This window comes from Paenibacillus donghaensis, from assembly GCF_002192415.1.
In the GTDB taxonomy this organism is placed as follows: Bacteria; Bacillota; Bacilli; order Paenibacillales; family Paenibacillaceae; genus Paenibacillus_AQ; species Paenibacillus_AQ donghaensis.
In genome coordinates this window covers 8,297,539-8,322,627 of record NZ_CP021780.1, presented here as the reverse complement: position 1 = coordinate 8,322,627, position 25,089 = coordinate 8,297,539, and the positions used below count along the sequence as shown (strand labels likewise).

The 25,089-nt window shown below is 50.8% G+C and carries 19 protein-coding genes and 1 pseudogene; 9 read left to right on the top strand and 11 right to left on the bottom strand.

Annotation, left to right across the window (positions count from 1 at the left end; translation table 11 throughout):
- Nucleotides 1-124 precede the first annotated feature (124 nt).
- Nucleotides 125-616: a hypothetical protein gene (locus B9T62_RS37575; protein ID WP_087919905.1), complete on the top strand. Its 492-nt coding sequence runs from the start codon at nucleotides 125-127 to the stop codon at nucleotides 614-616.
- A gap of 57 nt (nucleotides 617-673) precedes the next feature.
- Nucleotides 674-1,390, top strand: a complete 717-nt coding sequence (locus B9T62_RS37570) for a hypothetical protein (protein WP_087919904.1) — start codon at nucleotides 674-676, stop codon at nucleotides 1,388-1,390.
- Nucleotides 1,391-1,919: 529 nt separating this feature from the next.
- Here the strand turns inward: B9T62_RS37570 and B9T62_RS37565 are convergent.
- Nucleotides 1,920-2,840 carry a DUF6612 family protein gene (locus B9T62_RS37565; RefSeq protein WP_087919903.1) on the bottom strand — a complete coding sequence of 307 codons (921 nt, stop codon included), beginning with the start codon at nucleotides 2,838-2,840 and terminating at the stop codon, nucleotides 1,920-1,922.
- Nucleotides 2,841-3,073: 233 nt separating this feature from the next.
- Here B9T62_RS37565 and B9T62_RS37560 point away from each other — a divergent pair, with 233 nt between their 5' ends.
- A complete protein-coding gene (locus B9T62_RS37560; RefSeq protein ID WP_087919902.1) occupies nucleotides 3,074-4,531 on the top strand; it encodes an amidase family protein in 1,458 nt (485 codons plus the stop codon).
- A gap of 34 nt (nucleotides 4,532-4,565) precedes the next feature.
- On the opposite strand, the gene B9T62_RS37555 is transcribed toward B9T62_RS37560, so the two are convergent.
- From B9T62_RS37555 to B9T62_RS37545, 3 genes are all read right to left on the bottom strand, one after another.
- The gene (locus B9T62_RS37555; protein WP_087919901.1) at nucleotides 4,566-4,868 is read right to left on the bottom strand and encodes a YciI family protein; all 303 of its coding nucleotides are present in this window, start codon (nucleotides 4,866-4,868) and stop codon (nucleotides 4,566-4,568) included.
- A gap of 39 nt (nucleotides 4,869-4,907) precedes the next feature.
- Nucleotides 4,908-5,465 (bottom strand): SLOG family protein, encoded by a 558-nt coding sequence (locus B9T62_RS37550; RefSeq protein ID WP_087919900.1) that lies wholly within the window; start codon nucleotides 5,463-5,465, stop codon nucleotides 4,908-4,910.
- 219 nt (nucleotides 5,466-5,684) lie between these two features.
- Nucleotides 5,685-7,715 carry a beta-galactosidase gene (locus tag B9T62_RS37545; protein ID WP_087920577.1) on the bottom strand — a complete coding sequence of 677 codons (2,031 nt, stop codon included), beginning with the start codon at nucleotides 7,713-7,715 and terminating at the stop codon, nucleotides 5,685-5,687.
- Between the two features lie 118 nt (nucleotides 7,716-7,833).
- Between B9T62_RS37545 and B9T62_RS37540 the strand changes: the two genes are divergently transcribed.
- A complete protein-coding gene (locus tag B9T62_RS37540) occupies nucleotides 7,834-8,670 on the top strand; it encodes an AraC family transcriptional regulator (RefSeq protein ID WP_087919899.1) in 837 nt (278 codons plus the stop codon).
- A gap of 432 nt (nucleotides 8,671-9,102) precedes the next feature.
- On the opposite strand, the gene B9T62_RS37535 is transcribed toward B9T62_RS37540, so the two are convergent.
- Complete coding sequence (locus B9T62_RS37535; protein WP_087919898.1) at nucleotides 9,103-10,665, bottom strand: NAD-dependent epimerase/dehydratase family protein; 1,563 nt, start codon at nucleotides 10,663-10,665, stop codon at nucleotides 9,103-9,105.
- Nucleotides 10,666-11,058: 393 nt separating this feature from the next.
- Between B9T62_RS37535 and B9T62_RS41400 the strand changes: the two genes are divergently transcribed.
- Both B9T62_RS41400 and B9T62_RS41395 read left to right on the top strand, forming a co-directional pair.
- Entirely contained in the window at nucleotides 11,059-11,499 is a 441-nt protein-coding gene (locus B9T62_RS41400; protein ID WP_157794169.1) for a transposase, read from the top strand.
- Nucleotides 11,451-11,819, top strand: coding sequence for a transposase (locus B9T62_RS41395; RefSeq protein WP_281257782.1), 369 nt, complete (start codon nucleotides 11,451-11,453; stop codon nucleotides 11,817-11,819). The genes B9T62_RS41400 and B9T62_RS41395 overlap by 49 nt, the downstream gene beginning before the upstream one ends.
- 237 nt (nucleotides 11,820-12,056) lie before the next feature.
- Here the strand turns inward: B9T62_RS41395 and B9T62_RS39800 are convergent, their stop codons facing one another.
- Nucleotides 12,057-12,209: a hypothetical protein gene (locus B9T62_RS39800; protein ID WP_157794168.1), complete on the bottom strand. Its 153-nt coding sequence runs from the start codon at nucleotides 12,207-12,209 to the stop codon at nucleotides 12,057-12,059.
- A 554-nt stretch (nucleotides 12,210-12,763) separates the two neighbouring features.
- Here B9T62_RS39800 and B9T62_RS37525 point away from each other — a divergent pair.
- On the top strand, nucleotides 12,764-13,369 hold the full coding sequence (locus B9T62_RS37525) for a YjgB family protein (RefSeq protein WP_087919896.1): 606 nt from the start codon (nucleotides 12,764-12,766) through the stop codon (nucleotides 13,367-13,369).
- Between the two features lie 180 nt (nucleotides 13,370-13,549).
- Here B9T62_RS37525 and B9T62_RS37520 read toward each other — a convergent pair whose 3' ends face one another.
- The 3 genes from B9T62_RS37520 to B9T62_RS37510 are packed head-to-tail and all read right to left on the bottom strand — an operon-like array spanning nucleotide 13,550 to nucleotide 16,630.
- Nucleotides 13,550-14,857: an ABC transporter substrate-binding protein gene (locus B9T62_RS37520; RefSeq protein ID WP_087919895.1), complete on the bottom strand. Its 1,308-nt coding sequence runs from the start codon at nucleotides 14,855-14,857 to the stop codon at nucleotides 13,550-13,552.
- A gap of 58 nt (nucleotides 14,858-14,915) precedes the next feature.
- A complete protein-coding gene (locus tag B9T62_RS37515; protein ID WP_087919894.1) occupies nucleotides 14,916-15,749 on the bottom strand; it encodes a carbohydrate ABC transporter permease in 834 nt (277 codons plus the stop codon).
- Nucleotides 15,749-16,630 carry a carbohydrate ABC transporter permease gene (locus B9T62_RS37510; RefSeq protein WP_087919893.1) on the bottom strand — a complete coding sequence of 294 codons (882 nt, stop codon included), beginning with the start codon at nucleotides 16,628-16,630 and terminating at the stop codon, nucleotides 15,749-15,751. Before B9T62_RS37510 ends, B9T62_RS37515 begins: the two co-directional genes overlap by 1 nt.
- Nucleotides 16,631-16,763: 133 nt before the next feature.
- Here B9T62_RS37510 and B9T62_RS37505 point away from each other — a divergent pair, with 133 nt between their 5' ends.
- Together B9T62_RS37505 and B9T62_RS37500 are read left to right on the top strand one after the other, a co-directional pair.
- Nucleotides 16,764-18,605, top strand: a complete 1,842-nt coding sequence (locus B9T62_RS37505; RefSeq protein WP_087919892.1) for a cache domain-containing sensor histidine kinase — start codon at nucleotides 16,764-16,766, stop codon at nucleotides 18,603-18,605.
- Nucleotides 18,602-20,257 carry a helix-turn-helix domain-containing protein gene (locus tag B9T62_RS37500; RefSeq protein WP_087919891.1) on the top strand — a complete coding sequence of 552 codons (1,656 nt, stop codon included), beginning with the start codon at nucleotides 18,602-18,604 and terminating at the stop codon, nucleotides 20,255-20,257. Before B9T62_RS37505 ends, B9T62_RS37500 begins: the two co-directional genes overlap by 4 nt.
- A gap of 2,006 nt (nucleotides 20,258-22,263) precedes the next feature.
- On the opposite strand, the pseudogene B9T62_RS37495 reads toward B9T62_RS37500, so the two are convergent.
- Both B9T62_RS37495 and B9T62_RS37490 read right to left on the bottom strand, forming a co-directional pair.
- A pseudogene (locus B9T62_RS37495) lies at nucleotides 22,264-23,447 on the bottom strand (IS256 family transposase).
- Between the two features lie 335 nt (nucleotides 23,448-23,782).
- A complete protein-coding gene (locus B9T62_RS37490) occupies nucleotides 23,783-24,961 on the bottom strand; it encodes an SGNH/GDSL hydrolase family protein (protein ID WP_087919890.1) in 1,179 nt (392 codons plus the stop codon).
- Between the last annotated feature and the right edge of the window lie 128 nt (nucleotides 24,962-25,089).

Sequence of the window (25,089 nt, the reverse complement as noted above, 5' to 3'; positions counted from 1 at the left end):
GTATCCCAAGTGGAAATGCCTTCGCCGTCCTTTTATAAGGACGGCGAAGTTTCAGCGAGAAATAGAAGGATAATTTATAGTGTGAAACATATTAGTTCTTATAAATGTGAACCGGAGGCTCTATATGCTAAATTTTGAACAAAAACTAGCTATTCTTGATTCGTACCCTCAGCTCGAACGCAACAATGTATCCCTGGGACGGGTCAATTATCATTATGAAGACAGCAGACATGACAAGAAGACAGTCGCCTTCCACCTGCACCCGAACGGCAATGGCTATATCTACGCGGGTCTGCTAAGAGGATATGAGACGGATGACAAAGGATACGTCAATATCCGCGAGTTCTCCGAGCCTGAGCTCCGCAGCCTGCTGGAGGCTTCCATGACCTCTTTATCCCACTATGTTCCGGAAGCTCTGCCTGCCAGCAAGCGCAAGAAGAAAGCCCAACAGGAAGCAGACGCGCTCTGGGAGAACGAAGACGGTCAGATTCTGACCTTGAAGCTTGAAGAAGACCTGTGGTATATCTATGCCGGGCTCCATCTGGAGATGGCCTTCGAGACTGTCGCCGAAGCCGAGGAATATTTAATTGAAGAAGGGTTCAAACCGCAGGCATGATCCTATATACTGGACAGAACGAGGATGTTCCATATCCTGTATAAGGAGGATGATGATTTGAGCAATCTGGATGGTGGCCCCCCTCTGAACGGACCGGGGAATCCGAAGCCTGAACCGCCGCAGCGTCCCAATGTCAACGAACAATGGAATTCATTAATGCAGGATGAACGGGTGCAGAAGGCCAGACAGACGAGCAAGCAGTATTCCGGGTATTTCCTGAATGCGCTTAAGGCTCCTTACGCGACTATGAAATCAGTCAGCCCTGCCCATAGCCTAAACGGCTGGATTACCATGGTGCTGATTGCCGTGCTGTCTTCCTTCTATTTCCTGACCTGGTTCCTTAAGTGGGATATCTCTCCTGCGTTTGGCCCCGGCTTTCTGAAGCCGCTGCTGCTGACTGCGCTTAGCCTTGCCGTGGCTTTTGGTCTCACCTACGCGGTTCTAAGGATGGAGAAGGTCAATCCCGATCTCCGTCTGCTTGCCGCCCAGTTCGGCACCCTGCTTGTGCCTGCGGTAGCTGTACTGGCTCTAGCTGTTCTGTTTCTGATGTTCAGCCTGTATTCCTTCTCTACGTATTTGTTGATGCTTGCCTTTTTGTTCATCTTTGTGGCGATCAATTCAGTGATCTTCCAGTACCCTATTCGCGCTCTGAGCGGAAGAATCGACACTACTTATCTGATTGTTACTGGGAATGCAGCTACCGGTTATTTACTATTCAAGCTGGTGGCCTCTGTCATCAGCGGAGCAGTGGGCGGAATATTCTCGGGTTTTTAGACGAGCACCGGGCAGTGGGTGAGATCAACGTTGGAGTAAACTAAATGCATATTCGGTTACACCTAGGACACCCGAACTTCAGAAAACCCACGTTCTAGGTTACTACTTAGGCCACGGTTATGATGAGAACATCGAAGACTCCGCTCCATGACAGTTTCCTAAATCCGAACCGTGATTTAGTTGCAAAAGTGCATCTAATTTTCGAATTTTCTCCGTTTTAGAGGAAATAAGTGCAAATATGCATCTAATTCGGCCTCGTGAGCGAAATAACCCTGATTTACTCGAAATTAGTTGTACAATCGCACTTATTCGTCCGTTGGCAGGCGATCCGGCTAGATTTAGTTGCAGTTTCGCATCTATTTACTTCGAACGTCCAGAGCAGCCTTCTACATCCTCGCTTGGACCTAAGTAGTAACCTTTTTTATGAACAATATAAAAGCACCTAAAAAAGCAGGCTCCCTTATCATTAAGGAAGCCTGCTTTTTAGTTAAGTCTACGGTAACGGTGATGCTCCTGATCCACAGTCCGATTAATTGGTTGCAGGTGCGGACGGAATCTCCATTTCCTTTGCCTTCAGTGCTTCTTCCGGCACTTTGATTTCTTTAATCTCATTATGCTTGGAGATGGTGCTTTCCATCTTCATATCCAGATTTACACTCTGGCCTTCAGTCTTCATATCCATCACCATGTTGACATCGGTTCGGGTTGGCAGATAAGTTTCCTTATTCACCGCATAGGTCAATGTCATGCTGTCGATGTTCATCTGGTCCATCATCGCGGACATGCTTGGATCGCTCTGGCCCATGTAATTCTTGGCCAATTCCTTCACCTGATCCCCGGAAACATCAGCAGTCAGCACATAATTGTCGCCATCCTCTGTCACCTTGGTATCTTTGGAGATGGCTTTGAACTGTTCCATCTGTTTCTCCGGGCTGGCAGATTGCTCCATCGTAGTGATCAGAGAATCCGTCATGCTCTCAGGCAGCTTAGCCCACTGTCCATTAGTTAGTGAGTATACACCGCCTTTGGTAATATACTGTTCAATCTTCTGCTCACCTTCTTGGCCAGGCATAGTCATTACGACTTCCTGATGCATTTGCATAGGCTCCTTGGTGAACTGGGAAGTGGTTTTCATGTCTACTTTTTGTTCGTTTTTGGTTTCACCCTGAGTCATTGCGATGTTCTGCACCATGCTCATTTCCAGCTCGAAGCTGTTCAGTTTCTGGCTGGCTTCCGTGGTTTTCTGAATCAATTCGTCTACTGTCGGAGTGCCTGTGGCTGCCTCTGGTGCAGCTTCTTCTGTAGTTGCCGGCGTGCTGGCAGGCGCTGCCGCCGTTACAGCCGGATCGGCTGTTGCATTCGCGTTGCCGTTAGCCGCGTTGTCGTTTCCGCAAGCCGTAATGCTTACTGTTAACATTGCCCCTAAAAGTGCTATAGTCCATTTTTTCAAGATGTGATCCTCCTATAAAGTAAGTTAATGTGCAGCACTTCCATTTGGATCGATATTCCAAAGGTTGCCTGTCACCTATTAACCCATTTACCCTGCAATGTAACATTTTCCTGAAACTTTCTTTTTTTTCATGTAGACAAACAGTGTGAAAATGAGGACTATTAACAGACCGCAAACTGTGGTTATATAGGAGAAGAAAGCTATATTCCTGAAGGAAAGAAGCGTGAATTCGGATGAGTTTTGAAATCATAGAGGCCACCATAACGGAGATTCAAGCCGCACTGGAAACCGGAGAAATCACTTCACGCCAATTGGTTCTGATGTACCTGGAGCGCATAGCCGATCATGACAAAACAGGCCTCACGATTAACTCCGTGCTGGAGATTAACCCGGACGCGCTATTCATCGCGGAGTCGCTGGACGTGGAGCGGTCGCTGCAGGGACCGCGAGGGCCGATGCACGGCATTCCGATGCTGCTGAAGGACAATATCAATACAGGGGATAAAATGCATACGAGTGCGGGTTCGCTGGCGCTGGCGGATTCTTTTGCCGGGGAGGATGCGTATCTGGTCTCCCGGCTGCGCGAGGCCGGAGCCATTATTATGGGCAAAGCCAATATGACGGAATTCGCCAACTTTATGACGAACGGTATGCCTTCGGGTTACAGCTCGCGGGGCGGACAGGTGCTGAACCCCTACAATATCTCCACGCCGACCGGTGGCTCCAGCGCCGGCTCTGCCGTAGCCGTGGCCTGCAATTTCTGCACAGTATCCGTCGGCACGGAAACCTCCGGCTCAATTCTCAATCCCGGCAATCTCGGCTCCATCATCGGCATCAAGCCAACGGTAGGCATGATTAGCCGTTCCGGCATTCTGCCGCTCTCGAACACACAGGACACCGCAGGTCCGATGGCCCGTACGGTCCGCGATGCTGTCCTGCTGCTGAATGCGCTGCTGGGACGCGACCCTGCGGATGCTGCCATGGGCACAAGCATGGGCCGGCTGCATGAGGATTATACTGTGTTTCTGGATAAGGATGGGCTTCGCGGCGCAAGGATTGGTATCCCACGCGATTATTATTTCGAGGAGCTGACGGAAGAACAGCTAGCCTTGTTCAATGCTTCCGTGGATCAGATGCGGCAGCTGGGGGCGGTTATCATCGACCCGGCCGATATCCGCACTGCCCGCGAGATCAGCTATTCCTCCGTCGTGCTGAATGAATTCAAAACATCGCTGAACGCCTACCTCGCCCGCCTCGGTCCCGGTGCGCCGATGCGGACGCTGCGTGACATTATTGACTTCAACCATTCAAGGCCGATGGAGGCGCTGAAATACGGCCAGGTCACGCTGATGGATGCCGAATATGCCACCTCAGGCACGCTGACCGAACCGCAGTATCTGCGTAACCGTGCCACAGATCTCAGGCTCTGCAAGGAGCAAGGCATTGATGCCGTTATGGAGGAGCATCAGCTCGATGCGCTGCTGTTCCCGGCCGATTTCGGGGCGCGGATTACTTCCAGAGCCGGCTATCCTTCGATTGTAGTACCTTCCGGTTATACCTCGGCTGGTGCCCCATTTGGCGTCACCTTCTCGGCACGGGCCTATGAGGAGCCTACGCTGATTAAGCTGGCTTACGCCTATGAGCAGCACTCCAAGGTACGCAAGGCTCCTTCGCTGCAGAGCTTCATCTGATCAGGATAGCCTTACTGTCCGGCAGCAGAGCCATTTACTCGGCTATGCCCATATGCTTGTTGCCGGCATGGGATAGTCCCCAGGTCCGCACTTCATAACTGCGGATGCCGGAGGTAACATAAGGGTCTCTCTCCGCAATAGCTACAGCTTCTTCACGGGAGTCCGCGCGGATGATAACCATGCCGCCCGGGCTGTCCGCGAACGGCCCGCACAACATCAGCTGTCCTTTGCCCTCCAACTCCTGCAGATGTTTCACATGCGCCCGGATAATTTCCATGTCCCTGCGGTCCTGTTCAGTCGGATTTAACGTGATCACATAACAAATGTCTTCTTCCATGTTAATCTCCCTTCGGTCTGTCAGACCTTCCTGTTATAGCTACTCATAATCCCGTCTGCTCTCTTCATCGGCGATGTTCTGCACCTCGTCCGCATGCAGCAGGAACAGCTCGTAATCTCCTTCAGCATGCAGCTTCAGCGCCCGTCCCTTGGTGAATTTCGCGCTGCCCTCGGCGGCATCCTCGTCGTAGAACAGCAAGATACCATCGCTTTTGCGGAACAGCAGATCATCCCTTGCCCGGAACTGCCAGGCTCCATCATACGGCGCATCGCTGACCGCCCCATAATAATCCGCTCCGGCTATAATCCGCCGGTATTCGTTCTGCTTCTCTTCCTTCCACTTCTCTTCCTGTCCGGTGTGAGCTGTAATAATGCCCAGCTTAAGGCCGGGATATTGCCGCTTCAGCTCAATGGCCACTTCACAGGCCCAGAGATCCACGCCGTATTGACCGGGGGTAATGATCCATTCCAATCCTTCCTCAATCAGGGGAATCAGCCGGTTTTCGAGCGCTTTTTTGATGTATGGAATTCCCTGATGTTTGCTGTCATAGATCCCCAGCTCATGCGCGCGATAGCCGGTCACCAGTAAAGTCTTCATGTCTTGTCCCTTTCCCGGGGTACGTGTTGGCCCGCAAGTTGCTTTATATGTTTTACCCTTTACCTATTGATGGCTTCACGAGCGAACTCTGCCGCCGCTGTTCCCCTTCATTCGATAAAGAATAAATTCTACAACAATAACCCACCTCCTTCATTATACTGAAGGCGATGGGCAATTGTAAGTGATATCAGCAAGCAAGCCCAGGTGTAGCCGGACTGCTTATGCCTGGTCCGACAGGATCAGAACACCGCGTGCAGGAACAGTGACGGCTCCGCTCAGCTTCTTGCCGGACAGCAACTCCGTGCGTGCTGTACCGCCAATCTCGGCGCTAAGCTCACCGTCTGTATGATTGAGCAGGAACAGATAGGACACGCCTGCTTTGACGCGCTGAACGGATTCAATACCCTCCGGTGCAGACACCAGCGGCTTAATGTTCTGTTCGGCGCACAGATTGGCCATCAGCCCCTGCATGAAGGCAGGATCAGGACTGGTTGCCACGTAATAGGCTCTGCCTTCGCCGAAGCTGTTGACGGTAAGCGCCGGCATGCCTTTGTAGAAGTCCGAGCCGTACTCTGCCAGCACTTCAGCGCCTTCAGCGTGGATCAGATCGCAGAGGATGCCGCAGCCATAAGAGGTGCTGAGTGCGCCCCACTCCTTGTTCATCACCACTTCATTGCTCATGTCCGGCAGCAGGGCATCAATCTCCTCTGACCAGATGCCAAGCAGCTTGCGCAGTTCTCCAGGGTAACCTCCGACGGTTACGAGATCATTCTCATTGACAATCCCGCTGAAATACGTCGTAACAAATGTACCACCCGCCTTCACAAAAGCCTCCACCTTGGCCGCGAATCCCGGTTTAACCATATACATCACCGGAGCAATCACAATCTTGTATTTGGACAGATCCTCTTCCACACCGATCATGTCGGCTTCAATGTTCTGCTGGTAGAGCGCATCATAATATTTGTGCACTTCTTTCACATAATCTAGTGCGACGGACGGGCCGCTGGAGAGATCCAGCGCCCAGCGGTTCTCCCAGTCGAACATGATGCCGACTTCTGCCTGGCCGCGTGCATCCAGCAGCTGATCCCCCAGCTGCTCCAGCTCCCGGCCCAACTCCGCACATTCGCGGAATACACGTGTATGCTCATGTCCGACATGTTCGATCACGGCACCATGGTATTTCTCGCAGGCGCCGATCGAGCGGCGCAGCTGGAAGAACAGCACGGTGTCCGCACCGCGCGCAATGGCCTGATAACTCCAGAGGCGCATAACACCCGGACGCTTAAGGGAGTTGTATGGCTGCCAGTTCTGCTGGCTGGGTGTCTGCTCCATCAGCATAAACGGCTGGCCGCTCTTCAAGCCGCGCATCAGATCGTGAGACATTGCCGTGAAGCTGACCGGGGTATCCAGAGAAGGATAGTTGTCCCAAGAGATTACATCCATATGCTTAGCCCACTCGAAATAGTCCAGCTCGGGATAGAAGCCCATCAGGTTGGTTGTAACCGGCACATCCTGGCTGTGCTCTTTAATGGCCGCATACTCCAGCTTGTAGCATTCCAGCAGGCTGTGCGACATGAAACGGCGGTAATCCAGCGAAATGCCCTGGAAGTTGGTACGGTTGCCATTCCATTCCTCGCTCAGCTCGTTCGGTACTACAATTTCTTCCCAATCATAGAAGGTGTGCCCCCAGAAACGTGTGTTCCAGGCTTTGTTAAGCACATCCAGCGAGCCGTAACGTTCCTTCAGCCAGATACGAAATGCCGCTTCCGACTGCTCGGAATAATCGTATCCGCCGTATTCATTGGAGATATGCCAGGCCACAAGCGCCGGGTGATCCTTGTAGCGCTCGGCAAGCTTGCTTGCCAGCAAAGCGGAATATTTGCGGTATACCGGGCTGTTCGGATTGGAGTTATGGCGTCCGCCGAATTTGCGCTTTCTGCCTTGCACATCGACACGGGTCACCTCGGGATAACGGTGGGCCATCCAAGCCGGATGGGCTCCTGTTCCGGTAGCCAAGCATACATAGGTTCCATTCTTATATAAACGGTCCATCATGGCATCCAGGCCGGAGAAATCATAGGTATCCTCTGAAGGTTGAATCAAAGCCCACGAGAAGACGTTGATCGTAGCCACATCAATCCCAGCCAGCTTGAACATCCGCTCATCCTCTGCCCAATCCGGGGCTTCCCATTGCTCAGGGTTATAGTCTCCGCCGTACCAAATCTTCGGCAATTTATCGTTGATCACCATTCGCACATCCTTTATAGTATAATTATATAGACATTGTATACGATTGATCTTTGCTTTAAAATATAAAATAACAGCGGAATCATATAACAATATGGAAGTAACAGGAGTTGAGATCATGCCGGAAATTGCCCACCGCAGAATTGTATTCGCCCAGGATGGCGGACAGCAGTTGCCCATCACACTCGACAGTATGGGCTATAACCCCAATCAGGAGAAGTTCTCCCGTCCGGAGGGCTATCATACCTACCACTGGATTCAGACCGCTAAAGGGGAGGGCACCATCCATTTTGATAACAAAACCATCTCCCTCTCAGCCGGCAGCGGCGTTCTGCTGCTCCCACATGTCCCCCACAGCTACGAATCCGCATCCGCCAGAGCTTGGCATAGCTATTATTTGACGTTCGGCGGCAATTCAGCCCACCAGATTCTGGAGGATCTTGGCTTGAGGTCCAGCGCCTTCTACCGTTGGGAGGAGGAAGCCCCGCTCTCGCTGATGCTGAAGCAGATGCTGGACCGCCATGATGCGGCAGAGGACATGTTCAGCCTGGGTGCATCCACAGATGCTTATCGTTTCCTGCTTACGCTGGGGAAGTACGGCCAGCTGCATAACAACACCGCCATCTCACGCAATGTAGACAAGCTGCAGCCCTTGTTGAAATGGATGGATATCCACTATGGCGATCCCGATATCGGGCTATACGATCTGGCCGAACAGCTGGAGGTATCCGGGCGTTATCTCAACAGTCTGTTTCTTCAGACCTTCGGCCTGTCGCCGTACGCTTATTTTGTCCGCCTGCGCATCCGCAAGAGCAAAGAGCTGCTTGTCAGCCAACCCCAGCTTACCGTGAAGGCCATCTCGCGGCTGGTCGGCTTCCGCGATGCCAGCCATTACGTCGCCACCTTCCGCAAGCAGTCCGGCACGACGCCGGAGCAGTTCCGGCGGCTGAATTGACCCTCTGAGGCCCCCTAATTGGAGTGGAGTCCTCCATATGCAGGCATTGGCTTAACATCAAGCGCACCACAGCCTACCCATTAAGTGCAAACCTGCAACTAATTCAGGCCGATTTCAGAATTTCAACTAATTTAAGTGCAGAAACGCATCTAACCCAGCCGATTTGGCCGAATCCCCCTCCTATGTATGAATTTAGTTGCACTTTAGGCACTTATTTCCTCATAAACCCACATTTGAGCGAATTTAAGTGCTGATTTGCATCTATTTACTCTGATGCCCCTGATTTGGACGAATCCCGCTCCCCGCGTAAAGTTTGAATCCTTGATTTAGTTGCAAAGTGTTGCTGCATCAACCCTCACAACTATTCCCAACCCTACTTCTAAACTTTTTTCAAAAATAACCAACATAAAACCCCGACCCCAAGCAGTCCGGCTAGCTTTGCTTTTGTTTCTGCTTCATCCTGGCGGCCCGGGCCAGTTGGCCGGTTCCGGTCTGCTTGTTCTGCGGCTCGGGAATGCGGCCGCTGTCGGCCATACGCCGCAGATGCCTGCGGAAAGCATACATCACCCAAAGATGAACTTTGGCCTGGGTGTATTTGTACACAAACCAGGGCAGCGAGGGCAAATAATCGTGGATGGCAATGACACACTCCTGCGTGCCCGGAATCTGCAGGAATTCCAGCCGTCCGGCATGATCGTCAAGCGTCTTGGCAAAAGCTCCGCCAGTGATGCCATATACCGCACTCTCATCTGTGCTGCGTTCCGCAAAGTAGGTCAGCTCCAATATCGGCTTGCCGCTGAAGCGCAGATAGACCCGATAGATTGAACTGCCGTCATATTCGGTACAGACGATTCCTTTCAAGCCGCGACCCAACCACTCGATATAATAGCTGCCTGCCCAGCGCGCATCCTTCCCCTCCGGGAGCACTACGCGCTGAATGGAGCGCACATCGGACAGCCGCTTCTCTTTTGGCCCAATTGAAGCTGCCTTGCCTGCCGAGGATTCCTGCTTCTGCTTTCGCTTCTTCTCCTGCTTCTGCTCTTCCTGCTCCGCTTCCGCCTTCAGCGCGGCTTCTGCCGCCTGCTCAAAGGACACCTTGCCGTCGCTGATCCCCTTTACCTTCCGTTCCTCATGGGCTACCATCGGATGGGCCAGACTCTCAACGAGCGGATAGACCATTTCCTTCGGCATTTGGGTAATCAAGGTAACCCACAGCCGGGAGAGCGCAATGGTCAGCAGCGGGATGTCGAAGAAGGAGCGGTTCCTGCCCATGACCTGTGCAGTCTTTATCATCATCTGCTTATAGCTCATGCTCTCGGGTCCGCCAACATCGATAGTCTTGTTATACAGCTCCCGGTTACCTATACTGTTGCAGAGTGATGTCAGCACATCGGATAAGGCCACCGGATGAGTCGGCGTGCGTGTCCACTCCGGCAGCAGCATGACAGGCAGCCGGCGCACCAGCTTGGCCAGGATGGGAAAAGAGGATCCCTGAGGACCCACGATCAAGCCTGCACGCAGGGTGGTGACGGGCACACCATAGGAGCCAAGCACCTGCTCTACCTCAAGCCGGCTGCGCAAATGGCGTGACAGCTGCTCTCGCGGTACATTCTCAGGTACAATACCGCTCATGTAGACGATTTGGCGGATGCCGTTTTTGCGGGCGGCACGGGCAAAGTTATCAGCCAGAATTACATCCATATCTGCAAAATCGGCCTGGGTCAATTTGGCTGTCGGCAGCATGGAATGAACCAGATAGATCGCATAATCAGCCCCTGCAAGACCCTTCTCGGCATCGGTCATCGAGAACAGCTCACAGGAGCGCCATTCCACATGCTCCTCATCCTCCTTGCTGTCACGGCGACGGGACAAGGCGATCACATCATATTGATCTGTCAGCTGCCGGAGCAGGTTATGGCCGATATAGCCGCTGGCACCGGTCAGGGCAACCCGCTTGCGCCTTGCGGTCTCATTATTATCATGTAAGGTTTCCAAGTCGGTTCACGCCTTCCAGCCAGATCAGGCCGTTTCTCTTAGATTCGTTACTTGTGTGTTCTTGTTTAAATTTGCTTGATAAGGTTAATTACTCAACTTTCGCAGAGTCAAAGTCGAGTTGACCCCAAGCTGGGATTAAGTTGGAGTCGGTTTAAGTAAGGATCTTGCCAACATAGAAAAACACCGCTTCGTTTGGTAAAGTGAGATTGTCGAGATCCACTAAACCACAGAAGAGGTGTCCCTTCCATGATAAATCAAAAGTCGTCCCTAGCCACCTGAAATGAGACCTGCTTTTCAAGAACTCGGTATGCTGAAACACCTGAGGAAAGCAGGGTTCAAAAAGACTTTTGGCTATACCTGTATGCCTACTTCCCGCTTTGTCTTCTTAATTAAATGGTTCGCAAAGCTTCCTTGCTGCTCGGCGACCGTTATGCCAAAAAACTTCACTGGGGCAACACGGTGGCCGATATGGACACCGATGTGCTAGCGGCATTGGTTGGGCAAACAGGGATTACGTATTTGTTCGACCGGGGGTATATTCACTACACTCAATATCTACAATGGCTCCAGGCAGGCATTCTGTTCGTCGCTCGCCTCAAGCAAAATAGCAAAGTGAAGGTGCTTAAAACGCGGAAGGTGAAGGCAGCGGGACTGGTGCTGGATGCGGAGGTGGAGCTGACGTGTCCGAAGACGGGGAAAACCGGTGTATTTCGGCTCGTGGAGTACAAGTATACGGACAAGAAAAAGAAGGTTCACCTGGTTCGTGTTCTCACCAACGCTGGGATATCACGGCTCTCGAAGTCGCACAGCTGTACCGTTACCGCTGGAAAGTAGAACTCTTTTTTAAATGTATGAAATCCAACTTACACCTGAAAAAAATCTATAGCAGCCGGAACCCGGAAGCCGTATGGAACCTGATCTACCTCTACCTGATTGCGTATGTGCTCTGCGAAGAGCTCCGTCTGTGTTATGCACCGAAGCAGCGAATCGGCCGGGTGCTAGCCGTCTTCCGCTTGTATATAAAAGGAACGTTGGCGGATTTCCTGAAGCATCTAAACCGACCGAAAGAGCGAACGAGCAAAGGACGAAGGAACAAGGGAGGCAGACCAGCGACTCACCCGAAAGTGTTGAAGCCTAAGCCTATCCAATTTTAGGTAAGTTACAAGTGATGAACAACTGAAGCTAGACCAATCCAAAAAAATGAGGTGTGTGTAGGCTTAAGTGGAGGTGGCTTTTTTTTGCTTTTTTTGAGTAGACCCCAGACGCGTTCGCCTGGGGCCAGGGAAAGTGTACAAAATACGCCCCTCCCAAAACGTAACTTACAGTAAATAAGCCTACCACGCCTCCTCGTGTGATGTTCTTTGCAAAATTACTGGGGGTTTAATCTAAATTCACTCCATCTTGTCCTTATCTTTTTGAATATTAATTAAAATATCAAGCCTATCAATGATATGTTCATCATTCTCTAAATGTTTCTTCAACTTCCCATCGATACTCAGTACGCCAATGAGAACTACGCACGCAATGATAATAACTATACCCATGTAATCCCCCCATATTCACTTGCGAGTCTGTTGTACTAGTTTAACATCATTGTAAAATTCATCAAATCATTTTACAAGTTTTAAAAGCATTGGGTAACATGAAGTTAGTCTATCCTGCCCGTTCGTATTATGGGATTAACCAGTTCCAACAGCGGTTGTATGAAAAAGGTTTCCTTGGTCTGCCAATATGGGATAAAGAATTTTTATAAAGAACGGCGGCATCTCATTGAATGTTTCTTCAAGTATCGCCATCACCCTATGCAAGGTGGGGAAATGGAACCTTGCAATTCTTGCACAGAAATATATGGTTGCCAGTATCTAAACGCAGGTTTGAGCAAGTAATAATACGACTCCTTTACTAACGCTCTACTGTCCGTCTAGCTGAATGAGTCCAAGACATTCTAACACTTTATTATTTCAGTCTACAACCTTATTATCTCAGTCCCCCGTCAAAAATTGACACCCGACTTATCCACAGAAATTCCGCCTATCAAAAATTGACATAGGGAAAGTTGAGTTAATTACATCAACATGTTTACAAGGAGGAGATACTAATGAACTTCGTGAGAACTATAACCAAAGCAGCCCTTGCTGCCATAATAACCGGAGCAGCCGTTGCCGGAACCTTGGGCTTCAATGATCTGTTAGCACCTGCGCACCAGGCATCAGCGGCCAGCAGCAGACAACCGGCTCCAACGGCTAGCGATACGGAGCATGCTGTAGAAACACTGAACAGCTTCTATAAACCTGCACTCAAAGGCCAATTCCCAGGACGGGCAGCGAAATTCACCATCGGCCAAACAGCAAGAGCTGACATTCTCCGCTCCTTTGGCAGTCCCGATGTGCCGCGCAGCAGTGCCACTGGCTTCGATGCGTACGGCGCAAATATGGGGAATCCCGGATATGCTTTTGCTTATAAATCGAACACGCTGAGTGAAATGCGATATTTCGGCACCCATGTAGAGCGCCAGACGAATATCGGCGGCATCACCATGAAGATTCTGAAGCAGCAATGGTACGCGCCAAGCTCCACAACTACAATCACAACCGGCAAGGTCAAGCAGACCAAACTTACCTATATCCGTGGCGACTATAAACTGGAGTTCATCTTCAACAACAGCACCGATCTGGATCATATTAACTTAACCCGCAAGGGTTAAGGGCATGCACTGGGAGTTACGGGAAGTGTTCGGATAGTAATCGAAGGCAGCCACATCCAGATCCAAATCTTACACGAAAAAGCTGCTCTCTGCTTCATCTATTGGGATGAAGCGAGAAGAGCAGCTCTGCTGTTTGCAACCGATATAGAACGTGAACCTATAGCTTTTGTTTATAACCTTTTATTTCTTCAGCTTGTCCCAAGCGGCTTGCATACCTTGTTCCCAGCCAGCTTCATCTACTTTGTCAGCAATCAGCTGTTGGATTACGCTAGCGAATTCTTGGGTTACACCATCAGGGAATTTAGAGGATTGCAGACCGTATACCTTGCCATCCTTCACATATTGCCATACATCGGAGCCAAGCTTTCCGATATCTTCAGGCGTAGCTTCGATAGTGGACAGTGCAGGGATGAACTTCCACTTTTTGGTGATGTATTCTTTACCCATGTCGGAGGTTACAAGCCAGTTCAGGAAGGTCTTGGCTTCTTCCTTAGAGCCTGATTCTTTGTTCACAACCAGGTTGGCAGGAATCCCAACAGTCAATTTGTTATTTTTCTCGGCGTTATCATTGATCGGCATAGGGAACATGCCAATGTTCATATCAGGTTTGATATTGTCAACCAGCGTTTGCGCCCAGTTGCCTTCTTGCATCATCGCTGTTTCACCATTGGCGAACATGGCCAGGTGTGTGTTGGCATCCGTTGTCAGCGGGTTCTTCTGTCCGTATTTCACGGTCAATTTCAGCAGGTTGCTCCATTCCTTGAATACGGGGTTGCCTACGATAGTAGAAGTGCCGGCATTCAGCCCGCTGATGAATTCATCCACATTGTCTTGCTGGGCAAAAGCTACGCTGATACCCTGGTTGCCCAGCAGCCACCATTCCTGGTAGGCGTTTCCGAAAGGAATAACGTCGATAGCCTGCAGTTTTTTAGCAGCTTCTTCAAGCTCAGTGATCGTTTTTGGAGTTTCGGTGATACCGGCTTTTTCGAACAAATCTTTATTGTATACATATCCGATACCTTCAAGGTTCATCGGCATGCCGTAGGTTTTGCCGTCTTTGGTCATTGGCTCTGCAGCCATTGGAATCAGATCCTTAACCCAAGGCTGATCGGACAGGTCTTCCAATTTATCGGCCCACAGACCCATTTCGGCATATCCGCCGTTAGAGAAAATGTCAGGTGCATCGCCGGAAGCGAATTTAGTTTTGAGGGCTGCTCCATAGTCTGCGCCACCGCCGACGGTTTGGATATCCAGCTTGATGTTAGGGTTTTCTTTTTCGAATTCAACCTTCAGCTCATTGAGTCCTTCAACAATTTCAGTCTTGAACTGGAAAATCTTAACCGTTTTCACTTCACCGGCAGGTTTGCCAGCGCTTCCATTTGAGCCAGTATTTGTTGCAGTATTATTGGAATTTCCGCCACATGCCGCAAGCACAACTGTCATCAGCATTACAGATGACATTACCAGTGCAGAACGTTTCTTCATCATTCTAATTTCCCCCTTGAATAATTTAACTGCTGTTATATTTGGAACGTAAGGCTCGGTGTTAACCTTTCACCGAGCCAGCCGCTATTCCCTCAACAATGTAACGCTGCATGAACAGATAGAAAATTACGATTGGAGCCACTCCGAGCGTAAGCGCCGGAAGCGCCATATCCCATTGCTTCGTATATTGTCCGAAGAACGAGAAGGTTGCCAGCGGGATCGTACGCAGCTCGGGCGCCTGAAGAATCAACGACGGAAGCAGGTAGTCATTCCATATCCCAAGCGCATTAAGGACGATGATCGTCATAAGCATCGGTTTCAGCAAGGGAAGCACGATCCGGAAGAATGCCGAGATCGGATTACAGCCATCTACGGTTGCCGCCTCTTCAATCTCAAGAGGCACTGATTTGATGAAACCATGGAACAGGAAGATCGCCATGGGAACGCTGATCCCCAGGTTCGTAATAATCAGACCTGCGAAGGAATTGTTCACTCCAACAATATTTACGACCTTCAGGATTGGAATCATGATCGTCTGGAACGGAACCACCATGGCTGCCACGAACAGAAGCAGCAGAACTTGGTTGAATCGTGTGTTGGCACGAACCATACGGTAGGCTGCCATCGCACTGAACAGCGAGATCAGAATAACACTGATTACTGTAACAATGAACGAATTCCGGAAGGCTTCACTGAAACGGGCCAGCTTCCATGCATTGGAATAGTTCGACCACATGAATTCCTGCGGCCAGCTTGCCGCATTGCTCAGGATTTCACCGAAGGATTTCACCGAGTTCGCCAGCAAGAAATAGAATGGCGAGAGGAACAGAAGCGCCAGAAGAATCATAATCACTTCAATGACGATATTCCATCTGCCTTTGGATTTTGCATTCATTAAGCTTCTACCTCCTTGCTCTTCGTAACACGGACCTGAATGACCGTAATCAGCGCAACAATTACGAAGAACAACAGCGCTTTTGCAGTACCCAGTCCATAACGATTGTTCAGGAAGGCTTCATTGTAAATGTTCATAGCAACGGATTCCGTCGATTTGAACGGTCCGCCTTTGGTCAGCGACAGATTCAGGTCGAACATCTTGAAGGACCAGGAAATGGCCAGGAACAGCCCGATAGTTACCGCAGGCATGATAAGCGGAATTATAATGTTGCGAAGCACCTGCATCCGGGATGCGCCATCAATCTCAGCGGCTTCAAGCACCTCTTTGGACACATTGCTTAACGAAGCGATGTAGATAACCATCAGATAACCGGAGGACTGCCACACAAACACCATGACGATCGCCCAGAAGCCCGTTGTCGCATCACCCAGCCAAGGAAGGTTGAAAAAGGACCAGCCTGTGATATCGCCCATCGTGGCGAAACCCTTGATGAAGATGAACTGCCATATAAACCCAAGCAACAAGCCTCCAATGACATTCGGCATAAAGAATATCGTACGGAGCATATTGCGTGTTTTTAAAGGTTTGGTTAACAGATAGGCCAGGAAGAAGCCTACTACATTGGTCAGAACGACCCCTAGTACAGTGAATCTCACTGTAAACCAGAAGGATGACCAGAAGTCCGGATCATTGGTAAAAATCGATGTAAAGTTACTGATGCCTACCCAGCTTACATTACCCGATACTCCGTTCCAATCAGTGAAGGAATAATACATTCCCATCAGAAATGGAATAATCGTGATTAGGGTAAAAAACAATAGTGCTGGACCAACGAAAAAAAGCTGTTGACCAAATTGGGACAACTTATTGCCGCGCATTTACCCAGCCCCCTTTCTTTTACTCACTTACTTGTTTATGATCTAAACATATTATCTATTTTTAGAAGGTTCGCTTACACCTACGCAAGTGATCTTTCAGGTGTAAAATATTGATCGGATGTGACAAGACCCCATGAAATGGAACAGTATACGCACGAAACTGATCGTTTTTTTGCTCCTGCCAACAATAATCTGTATTATGGCTACTATGTTCATCAGCTATTCTTACACGACGAAGTCGCTAAGAACCCGGGCTGTCGATGAGAATAAGAATCTACTGTATCAGGGCTACAAGAATATTAACAGTCTGATTCAAGAGGTGAACAGGCTGTCCCTGATCGTGTATTCAGACTCGGAATTCTACAGGCTTCTGGAAGCCGGCTACGACGACATGTCGGCCAATATCCGGATTTATTCCTCGCTGAATTATATTTCTACCTCTATGCCCGATATATCCCAGGTCTATTTGTACGGAGTCAAAGACAGCAAGGCAACCCTGGTCACCGGGAGCACCACTCCGAAACGCTGGCAGGGCGTTCCCCCTTATAGCGATTCTCTGATTACCGCTGACTATCCCGTTTCAGTCCAAGGTACGCATATGAGCAGCACTTACGGGCTGAATTCACCGATCCCGCAGCTGGTTTCGGAGCCGGTGTTCACGCTGCACAGAAGGATCGAGCAAATTCCTTCTCCCGATGCGCTCGGCTATTTGTCGATTGATGTCAAGCTGACCGCCCTTACCGATATTGTAGATCAGTTATATGAACAGGATCAGGAGAACATCTATCTGGTGGACGGCAGCGGCACACTGGTCTACAGCCATGACAACGACGCTGTGGGCAAACCGCTGAACGCTTCCTGGTATGATAAGCAGATTGCAGCCAATGAACGCTCGCAGGGATATTTTGAAGAAGACGGCTCGGTATTTATTTATCAGAAAATAGAGAGTCCCGGTCTAAGCTGGACGCTCGTCAAACAAATCCCGGTCTCCTACCTGTTCCGTGAAGCCAAGGAGGCGGCCCAGATCAATGTTCTACTGCTGGTGCTGCTGCTAATCATGATCATCACCTTGACCATTCTGATTTCTTTCCGGATAACGGCTCCGATCAAGCAGTTGACCCGATACATGAACCAGGTGCAGACGGGTAATCTTGAGATTGATATCCAGCCTACGGGCAAAGACGAAATCGGCGTTGTCATAGAACGCTTCCGCAGCATGATGGATACAATCAACAACCTGATTCTGCGGGAGTACCGGCTTGAGCTGTCCAACAAAACCAATGAGCTAAGGGCGCTGCAATCGCAGATCAATCCTCATTTCCTGAACAACACCCTGCAGATTATCGGCACACTTGCCCTGGAACTGAAGGCGCCGCAGGTTTATGCCCTGCTCTCGGCACTTGCCAAGATGATGCGCTACAGCATGTATAATGATGAGAAGATCGTAACTATACAGAACGAGCTGGACCATGTCAAAGCCTATATAGAGCTGCAAAAGGAACGTTTTGAAAATAAATTCAGTTTCCGCTACGATATGGATGAATCGCTGCTGAACGCGATGATGCCCAAGATGATCCTGCAGCCGATCGTGGAAAATTACTTCAAGCATGGGTTTAATCTCGCCCGCACCGACGGTTTAATTGAGATCACGGCAGCTAAGCTGGATTCAGGACGGATGGAAATCAATATTCAGAACAACGGCCAAGCCATTCCGGCGGCCAAGCTGGAAGCACTGCGGCAGGAGCTTGAGCAGCCTTCACGCCTGGGCATCGACCCTCTGAAGAAACCCGAGCAGGACCAGGACCACTACAGCAAACGCGATGCTCCGGGCGCCGGCATTGGCCTCGGTAATGTGCTGGCACGGCTGCGGCTGGTATGCGGCGATGATGCGGTGCTGACCGTGGATAATCTTAAGGCTGGCGGAGTGATCGTCAGATTGGAAATTGATATATTAGTGGAGAGTGAACGGATATGAAGGCGCTTATTGTGGATGATGAAGCAAGAGTCAGAAAAGCGGTCAGACTGCTGGTTGACTGGGAGGCCCATCAAATTGACGAGATTCTGGAAGCGGGGAACGGCAATGAAGCCATCCAACTGATCCGCAAGGACAAGCCGGCCCTGGTGATTATGGATATGATGATGGAATCGGGCAATGGGATCGAGCTTATGACCTGGGTGAATGAGTTCGCGGGCAGCACCAAATTTATTGTGGTCAGCGGACATAATGATTTTGACTTTGTACGCCAGACTGTCCGCCACGGCGGGATCGACTACATTCTGAAACCGATTGAAGCAGATATGATCAATCATGCGGTGTCCAAGGCGGTCGCCGCCTGGCGCTCCGAAGAAGAGGAACGCAGCCACCGCCAGCGCCAGAGCATCCGGTTGAACGAGATCAAGCCAATCTACGGAGAGAAGCTGCTATCGGCGCTGATTGACGATCCGATCAACGCTGAGGCATCGCTGCGCAGACTCACCGGCGACGGTATCATCGCGAAGGACGCCGAGACCTCGCGGCTGATTCTGGTGCAGACGGACAGCGGCAACAATCCGCTCTTGCAAAGATTTGGCGGCGACAACGAGTTGCTCTACTACGCCATTGTCAACATCTGCAATGAATTTCTGCACCAGCCTAACAAAGGCATAGCCTTCCGCTATTGGGGCGGGCCTCCAGAGATCGCGATCATTCTCTGGAATCCGGAGGAGTCCATAGTGGAGCTGATCAGCCGGATCAATCAGGGAATATACCGGACCCTGCAGTTCCGCATGCATTTCGGGATCAGCACGGCAGGCGCCTTCCCGGGACAACTGCCGGCACAACGCACAGAAGCCGCCGAAACACTGCTTCGGCGGAATCTATTGAGACATGAGGATTACTGCCATTTCCCTGCTGCGGGAGAGGACAACAAGGCTGCTGGCAGCCGGGAGTCCAACCCCTCCGTTTCTGGAACACCGCTCAATTTCGCCGATGTCCAGGAGGATTGGAGAATGGCTGTGATCAGTGGCAACCCTGAAGGTTTGTCGGACGCCGCGCAGCATTGGACCCATGAACTCAGCCGCCGGGGCGTCGTTACGCCGCAAATGCTGAATTCCTGGAAAGCTGATGCCCTGCTGTTCCGTTCCCGGCTGGTCCGGGAAGCTCTAGGCAGCGAGGCCGACAGCGCCCTGGCTGAGCTTGAGCTGGATGACAAACAGCATCCCGCACCGTTGCCGAGCGGCTATTCCTTCTCCTTATTCGCCTGGCGCGACTGGTCCCTTGCTCTGATGCGGAGCCTGTCACGGGTGATCTTGGTCAGACAGATCAAAGAACGGAACCCCATTACGGACATTGTGAAATATATCGAGCAGAATTATCCGTCCGACCTCTCCCTGCAGGAAGTTGCCGGCAAATTCTATGTTAGCCGCGAGTATGTCTCACGCAGGTTCAAGCAGGAGTACGGTATTAACTTCTCCGATTATATCAGTAGCGTCCGTATCGAGAAAGCCAAGCTGCTGCTGCAGAATCCCCACCTGAAGCTGTCGCAAATCTCGGAAATGGTTGGCTTCCACGATGTGAAATATTTCAGCAAGGTCTTCAAAAAGCAGGTCGGGCAAACGCCGAAGGATTATCGGGCAGAGCTCAATTAGGGGATTTCGATCCCTCCCAAACCCTCCCTTCCAAGGGAGGGCCCCAAAGGGTTGCACCCTCTGGACACCTGCAAGTTTGGCGAATGAGTCTGGCGGTACTGTGATTAGGAGGCTGGGGTGGTAGGAGCGCTTATCCCTGCGGGACCGCTTGAACGCCGCATGGGTGAGCCCGCTATCCCTGACGGGATGCGCGCCCGACTGGTAAGGGCAAAGACCTCTTAAGGGCAAAGGCGGGTAAGTCTAGGGCAGGCTGTTCCTGCGGAATGCGCAAGACCTTAAGGGCAAAGGCGGGTAAGTCTAGGGCGGGCTGTTCCTGCGGAATGCGCAAGACCCTTAAGGGCAAAGGCGGGTAAGTCTAGGGCCGGCTGTTCCTGCGGAATGCGCAAGACCTTAAGGGCAAAGGCGGGTAAGTCTAGGGCCGGCTGTTCCTTCGGAATGCGCAAGACCTTAAGGGCAAAGGCGGGTAAGTCTAGGGCCGGCTGTTCCTTCGGAATGCGCAAGATCTTTAAGGCAAAAGGCGGGTAGGTCTAGGGCGGGCTGTTCCTGCGGAATGCGCAAGACCCTTAAGGGCAAAAGCAGCTGTTCCTTTGGAATACGCAAGAGCCTTAAGGGCAAAAGCGGGCTGTTCCTGCGGAATGCGCAAGAGCTTAATCCTTAGGTTACTGCTTAGCTCCCAGCGAGCACTTAACAGGTACTCTTGGCTCGTTCGAAGCAATAGGTGCAAATCTGGTTACTACTTAGGACCCTGCGAGGATAGAGAAGGTTTACTTGCGAAGGTTAGGCGATCGCACTACCGTAATCCAAACCCTCCCCCTCCCGAACTTCAGGTAACCTACGTCCCAACGGACCGTATAGCTCCTATTTCCTCATTTCTGCGCTGGTTTGGAATGTAACGGACCGCATAGCCTCTATATCGGAAAAACAGGCCTTAACTAGTGGGTTTTGGCTTGAATAGGGGCTCCTGAGTCCGTTAGAGCTGCAAAACAGCCTTTGTACAGCACATAGGGGCTCCTCAGTCCGTTAATAGTCTGAAAGTTAATCGCTGGTTACGGGTGACAGCCTTCCTTTGGTTATGCTCAGCCTCCTTGTCGCGCGGTGTGGTATGACTGGCTCGGACGAGTAACACATGGAACACATGGAACACATGGAACACATGGAACACATGGAACACAAGGGGGCTCTAAGTAGTAACCAAATCTGCATCTAAATTCAATCGAATCTACTCATAGAGAGAGAATAAGTGCGAATGTGTAACTAATTTCCTGTAAGTCAGGCTTATTATGCCCAAACGCGGAAATTAAGTGCCTTTTCGGTTACTATTTAGGTCCAGCGGCAAATTAGAGGGATTTCTTACCGCTAGTTGGTCTCAGAATGGGGATTCAAGGTAGTTATAGGGAATTCCTACCACTAATTACCTCCTATCCGATCTAAAATGCCATGAATGGACGAATTAGCGGTGACTTTTCCCCATATGCAAAAGCAACTGAACCTTAGCCGTGGGATTAACAGTAGTTCCCCATAGCCACCCTACACGTTACTCCTTAGAAAGCTAAAACCACTATCAGAAGATAAGGGGCCTTACGTAGTAACCTATACCTCATCAAACAAGCCTCTCATCCGCTACAGGAAGAGAGGTTTGTTCTCACATTTCGTTACTGCTTAGGATTCAGCCAGGATTTAGAGTGTTGCCCTGGAATCTTCGGAGTAATTAGATGCGAAACTGCAACTAATTTCAGCCGAAACACCCATTATCAGGATAATAAGTGCATATCTGCAACTAAATTCGAGTAAAGCAAGCTTATTACGCTCAAAATCCTAAATTAGGTGCGTTTTCGCACTTATTTCCTCCAAACACAGGTAGCGTCAAGAAGTTTGTGTAATTATTTTTAAGGGTTGTAGGATATCCATTGGGACAATGGATATGATTGGTTTTCAAAGGGTCAGGGGGGATCCCCCCTGCGAAAATTTCCTTTCATATCCAGTTGCGTCTGCCGTCGGTTTTGTTCTTAGCTGTCTTGGGCTGGGGGATACTTTTCCGCAAACTTTTTACTCAAAGCGGCTTTCGTCTGGGGGTCCCCAAACCCCCGCAGGACACGTCGGCTCCATCTCTCGTTGTACCCCATCGCTTCCAAATAGACAATCTTTTCGGCGGCATCCATATGGGTCAAACTGTTCATGGGACGCAGCCGTTTGCGGATTTCTTTGTTGGTTCGCTCGATCGGGTTGGACGTGTAAATGGCGTACCAGATCTGGGGTGGGTAGTCGTAAAAGCGTAGCAACACATCCAGCTGTCCCCCCAGGACTCTAGTTCCTTGGGATAGATTTTGCCCCATTTCTTCAGCACCACATCAAAGTTGGCCAGGGCCACATCCTTATCCGGTGCGGTGTAAATGGTCTTCAAATCGCCGACCATCTCGGTCTTGTGGGTATCCCGAATTTTGGGCAGCGTGTTGCGCATCTTGTGGGTCACACAGCGCTGGACATCGGCTTTGGGGTAGGTTTCCTTGAAGGCTTCCTCCAGCCCGGCCAGCCCGTCAAAGACGCCCAGCAGCACCTCATGCACGCCTCTGCGGTGCAGGTCTTGCAGCACTTCCCGCCAGCCATACGCGCTCTCCTTGCCGCCAATAGCGAAGCTGAGAATTTCCCGGTGCCCGTCTTCGTCGATCCCCATCGCGATGTAGATGACTTCACTGGCCACGGTTTGACGCTTCAGTTTGACGTACATGCCATCCAGATAGATGACCGAGTAACGCTTAGAGAGCGGACGATTTTGCCAGGCGGCAACATCTTCCAGCACCGTGCCGGTGATGTTGCTCACGGTGGTTGGCGAGTACGAGGTCCCGAACATTTTTTCGATAAACGAGGCGATATCCCGGGTGCTCATGCCCCCTTTATACATGTGGATCACGGTGTCTTCCAGCCACGCCTCCCGGCGCTGGTAGGGCTCAAAGAGCTCCGTTTGGAATTGACCCTGCCGATCCCGTGGGACGTTCAGGTCGGGGATCAGGCCGTGGCGTGTTTCCCAGGTGCGGGTGTAATATCCGTTGCGAGTATTGGAGTCTTCCGGATGTTCGACACCGAGGTAATTTTTGATTTCTTCGCGGAGCATGAGTTCAATCTTTTCTTTCAGAAAACTTTGGATGCTATTTTCGAGTAGATCATGGAACGGGTTTTGTTGTATACTTGTCATTGAGTAGGGCTCCTTTTCTTGGTGACTTTCGCAATCCCAAGGATACCCTACTTTTTTGTCGTTTACTAGACTCCCCGGTCCTTACACAAACTATTTTACGCCATCCCAACACAGAAAAAAACGGCTAAATAGATGCAGTTTCGCAACTAATTCTTTGGACTGGACCTATGAGACTATATAAGCTGAACTTTAGAATGAAACGGTGGAGTTGTCAGAATGACTGGTGCATAGGGCTACCCGGACCACTCGAATATAACATTCTTAAGTTCACGTTCTATCTCATGGAACTGAATCTGAAGTGTTCTTATCCTACGGAGTCCTACATAGTAACATTCTTATACTTTAAAATACCAGTCCAGGAAAGACTCAGCCACCGCCTTGCCCGCGGTGCCGTTCGGATGCGGGTCATCACTGTTACTCATATATTCAGGGCGGATTCTGTGATCAACGGGAGAAGGCATAGACAGCACAGCGGCCATGTCAAACACACGGCTGACTCCCGCTGGCGGGCTTGCAAGGATCTGGGTGTTGACGCTGCGCCAGGCTGCTTCCCGCTCCCCTTCGAAATTGAACGGCGGCACGGTGCTCAGGAGGACTGCTGTTTCAGGATTCGCCTCCTTGATCTTGGAGATGATAAACGCCAGATCCTGAAGCAGCTCTTCAGCCGAACGCTTACCGATATCCAGATCATTGACCCCGAGCACAATCAAGACCTCATTGCCTCGCAGAGCTTTGTGCAGCCAAGCGCCTTCAGTGGCTACATCATACGCCCGGCCCCAGCCGGAGCCGATATTCCACAGACCATAATCCGGCCCCAGCCCTTCGGCAATTCCCGCGGCCCAATAATCATATTTGTCCTTCTCTGTGCGCACGCCCTGGGTAATCGAATCCCCCAAGAACACCAGCTCCTTGGTTACCTCTTTCTTGTATCCTATATAACTGGGCAGCACCAGCAGTTTATCCGATACGCTGAAGCCATCCGCCGTATCCTGGCTTGCAAGCTGGCCGGGAGCATCATAAGCCGAAACCAGCATTCCCTCCACATTGAACGGTATGCTCTTGCCGGATGCCCGTGTCTTCAGGGTCCAGGTGAAGGCCAGAACATGCCCTTCGGGCAGCTTCAGCACGGCCTCGTCGCTCCAAAAAACTTCACCCGCAGCCACCTGCTTGCACGCCCTGCCCGCGAAGGTAACCGGAACCTGTGTACCCGCAGCAAGGCTGCCGTCCGGTTCCAAGCCTCCGTCGGCTACATAGGCTGCTTCGATACTCCATTCCCCGCCCGGCTCGCTTCCTGCGGATTCCTGTCCCAGATCCCATGTCGAGTCTACCGTATTGCTGTGCCAGAACTTCAGCTTCAGCTCCCCGTTCTCCCGCAATCGGATATAAGTCCGGTAAGTATGGGTGAATGATTCCGTGGTGTTCATGATATAATTGGCGGCCGTGGACAGCACCGTGGCTGAAGTGTAGCCCCGTTCACTGCGCACTCCTGCCTTTCTCTCTTGTTCGCTGTACATCCCTCTCAGTCTCCTTCTTCCGGATTCAAACCCATGGCTGTTTGCATAAAAACCTCTCCGATTAATGCAGGCATCAGCCCGCCTCTATCAGAGAGGTTTATTGCATTCTATTTACATCCTGCTGCTTA

What these genes read in the sequence shown, in the direction of transcription:
- B9T62_RS37575 (WP_087919905.1), top strand. Translation starts at nt 125, where the DNA reads ATGCTAAATTTTGAACAAAAACTAGCTATTCTTGATTCGTACCCTCAG.
- B9T62_RS37560 (WP_087919902.1), top strand. Translation starts at nt 3,074, where the DNA reads ATGAGTTTTGAAATCATAGAGGCCACCATAACGGAGATTCAAGCCGCA.
- B9T62_RS37555 (WP_087919901.1), bottom strand. Translation starts at nt 4,868, where the DNA reads ATGGAAGAAGACATTTGTTATGTGATCACGTTAAATCCGACTGAACAG.
- B9T62_RS37550 (WP_087919900.1), bottom strand. Translation starts at nt 5,465, where the DNA reads ATGAAGACTTTACTGGTGACCGGCTATCGCGCGCATGAGCTGGGGATC.
- B9T62_RS37540 (WP_087919899.1), top strand. Translation starts at nt 7,834, where the DNA reads ATGCCGGAAATTGCCCACCGCAGAATTGTATTCGCCCAGGATGGCGGA.
- B9T62_RS41400 (WP_157794169.1), top strand. Translation starts at nt 11,059, where the DNA reads ATGGTTCGCAAAGCTTCCTTGCTGCTCGGCGACCGTTATGCCAAAAAA.
- B9T62_RS39800 (WP_157794168.1), bottom strand. Translation starts at nt 12,209, where the DNA reads ATGGGTATAGTTATTATCATTGCGTGCGTAGTTCTCATTGGCGTACTG.
- B9T62_RS37525 (WP_087919896.1), top strand. Translation starts at nt 12,764, where the DNA reads ATGAACTTCGTGAGAACTATAACCAAAGCAGCCCTTGCTGCCATAATA.
- B9T62_RS37520 (WP_087919895.1), bottom strand. Translation starts at nt 14,857, where the DNA reads ATGATGAAGAAACGTTCTGCACTGGTAATGTCATCTGTAATGCTGATG.
- B9T62_RS37515 (WP_087919894.1), bottom strand. Translation starts at nt 15,749, where the DNA reads ATGAATGCAAAATCCAAAGGCAGATGGAATATCGTCATTGAAGTGATT.
- B9T62_RS37510 (WP_087919893.1), bottom strand. Translation starts at nt 16,630, where the DNA reads ATGCGCGGCAATAAGTTGTCCCAATTTGGTCAACAGCTTTTTTTCGTT.
- B9T62_RS37505 (WP_087919892.1), top strand. Translation starts at nt 16,764, where the DNA reads ATGAAATGGAACAGTATACGCACGAAACTGATCGTTTTTTTGCTCCTG.
- B9T62_RS37500 (WP_087919891.1), top strand. Translation starts at nt 18,602, where the DNA reads ATGAAGGCGCTTATTGTGGATGATGAAGCAAGAGTCAGAAAAGCGGTC.
- B9T62_RS37490 (WP_087919890.1), bottom strand. Translation starts at nt 24,961, where the DNA reads ATGTACAGCGAACAAGAGAGAAAGGCAGGAGTGCGCAGTGAACGGGGC.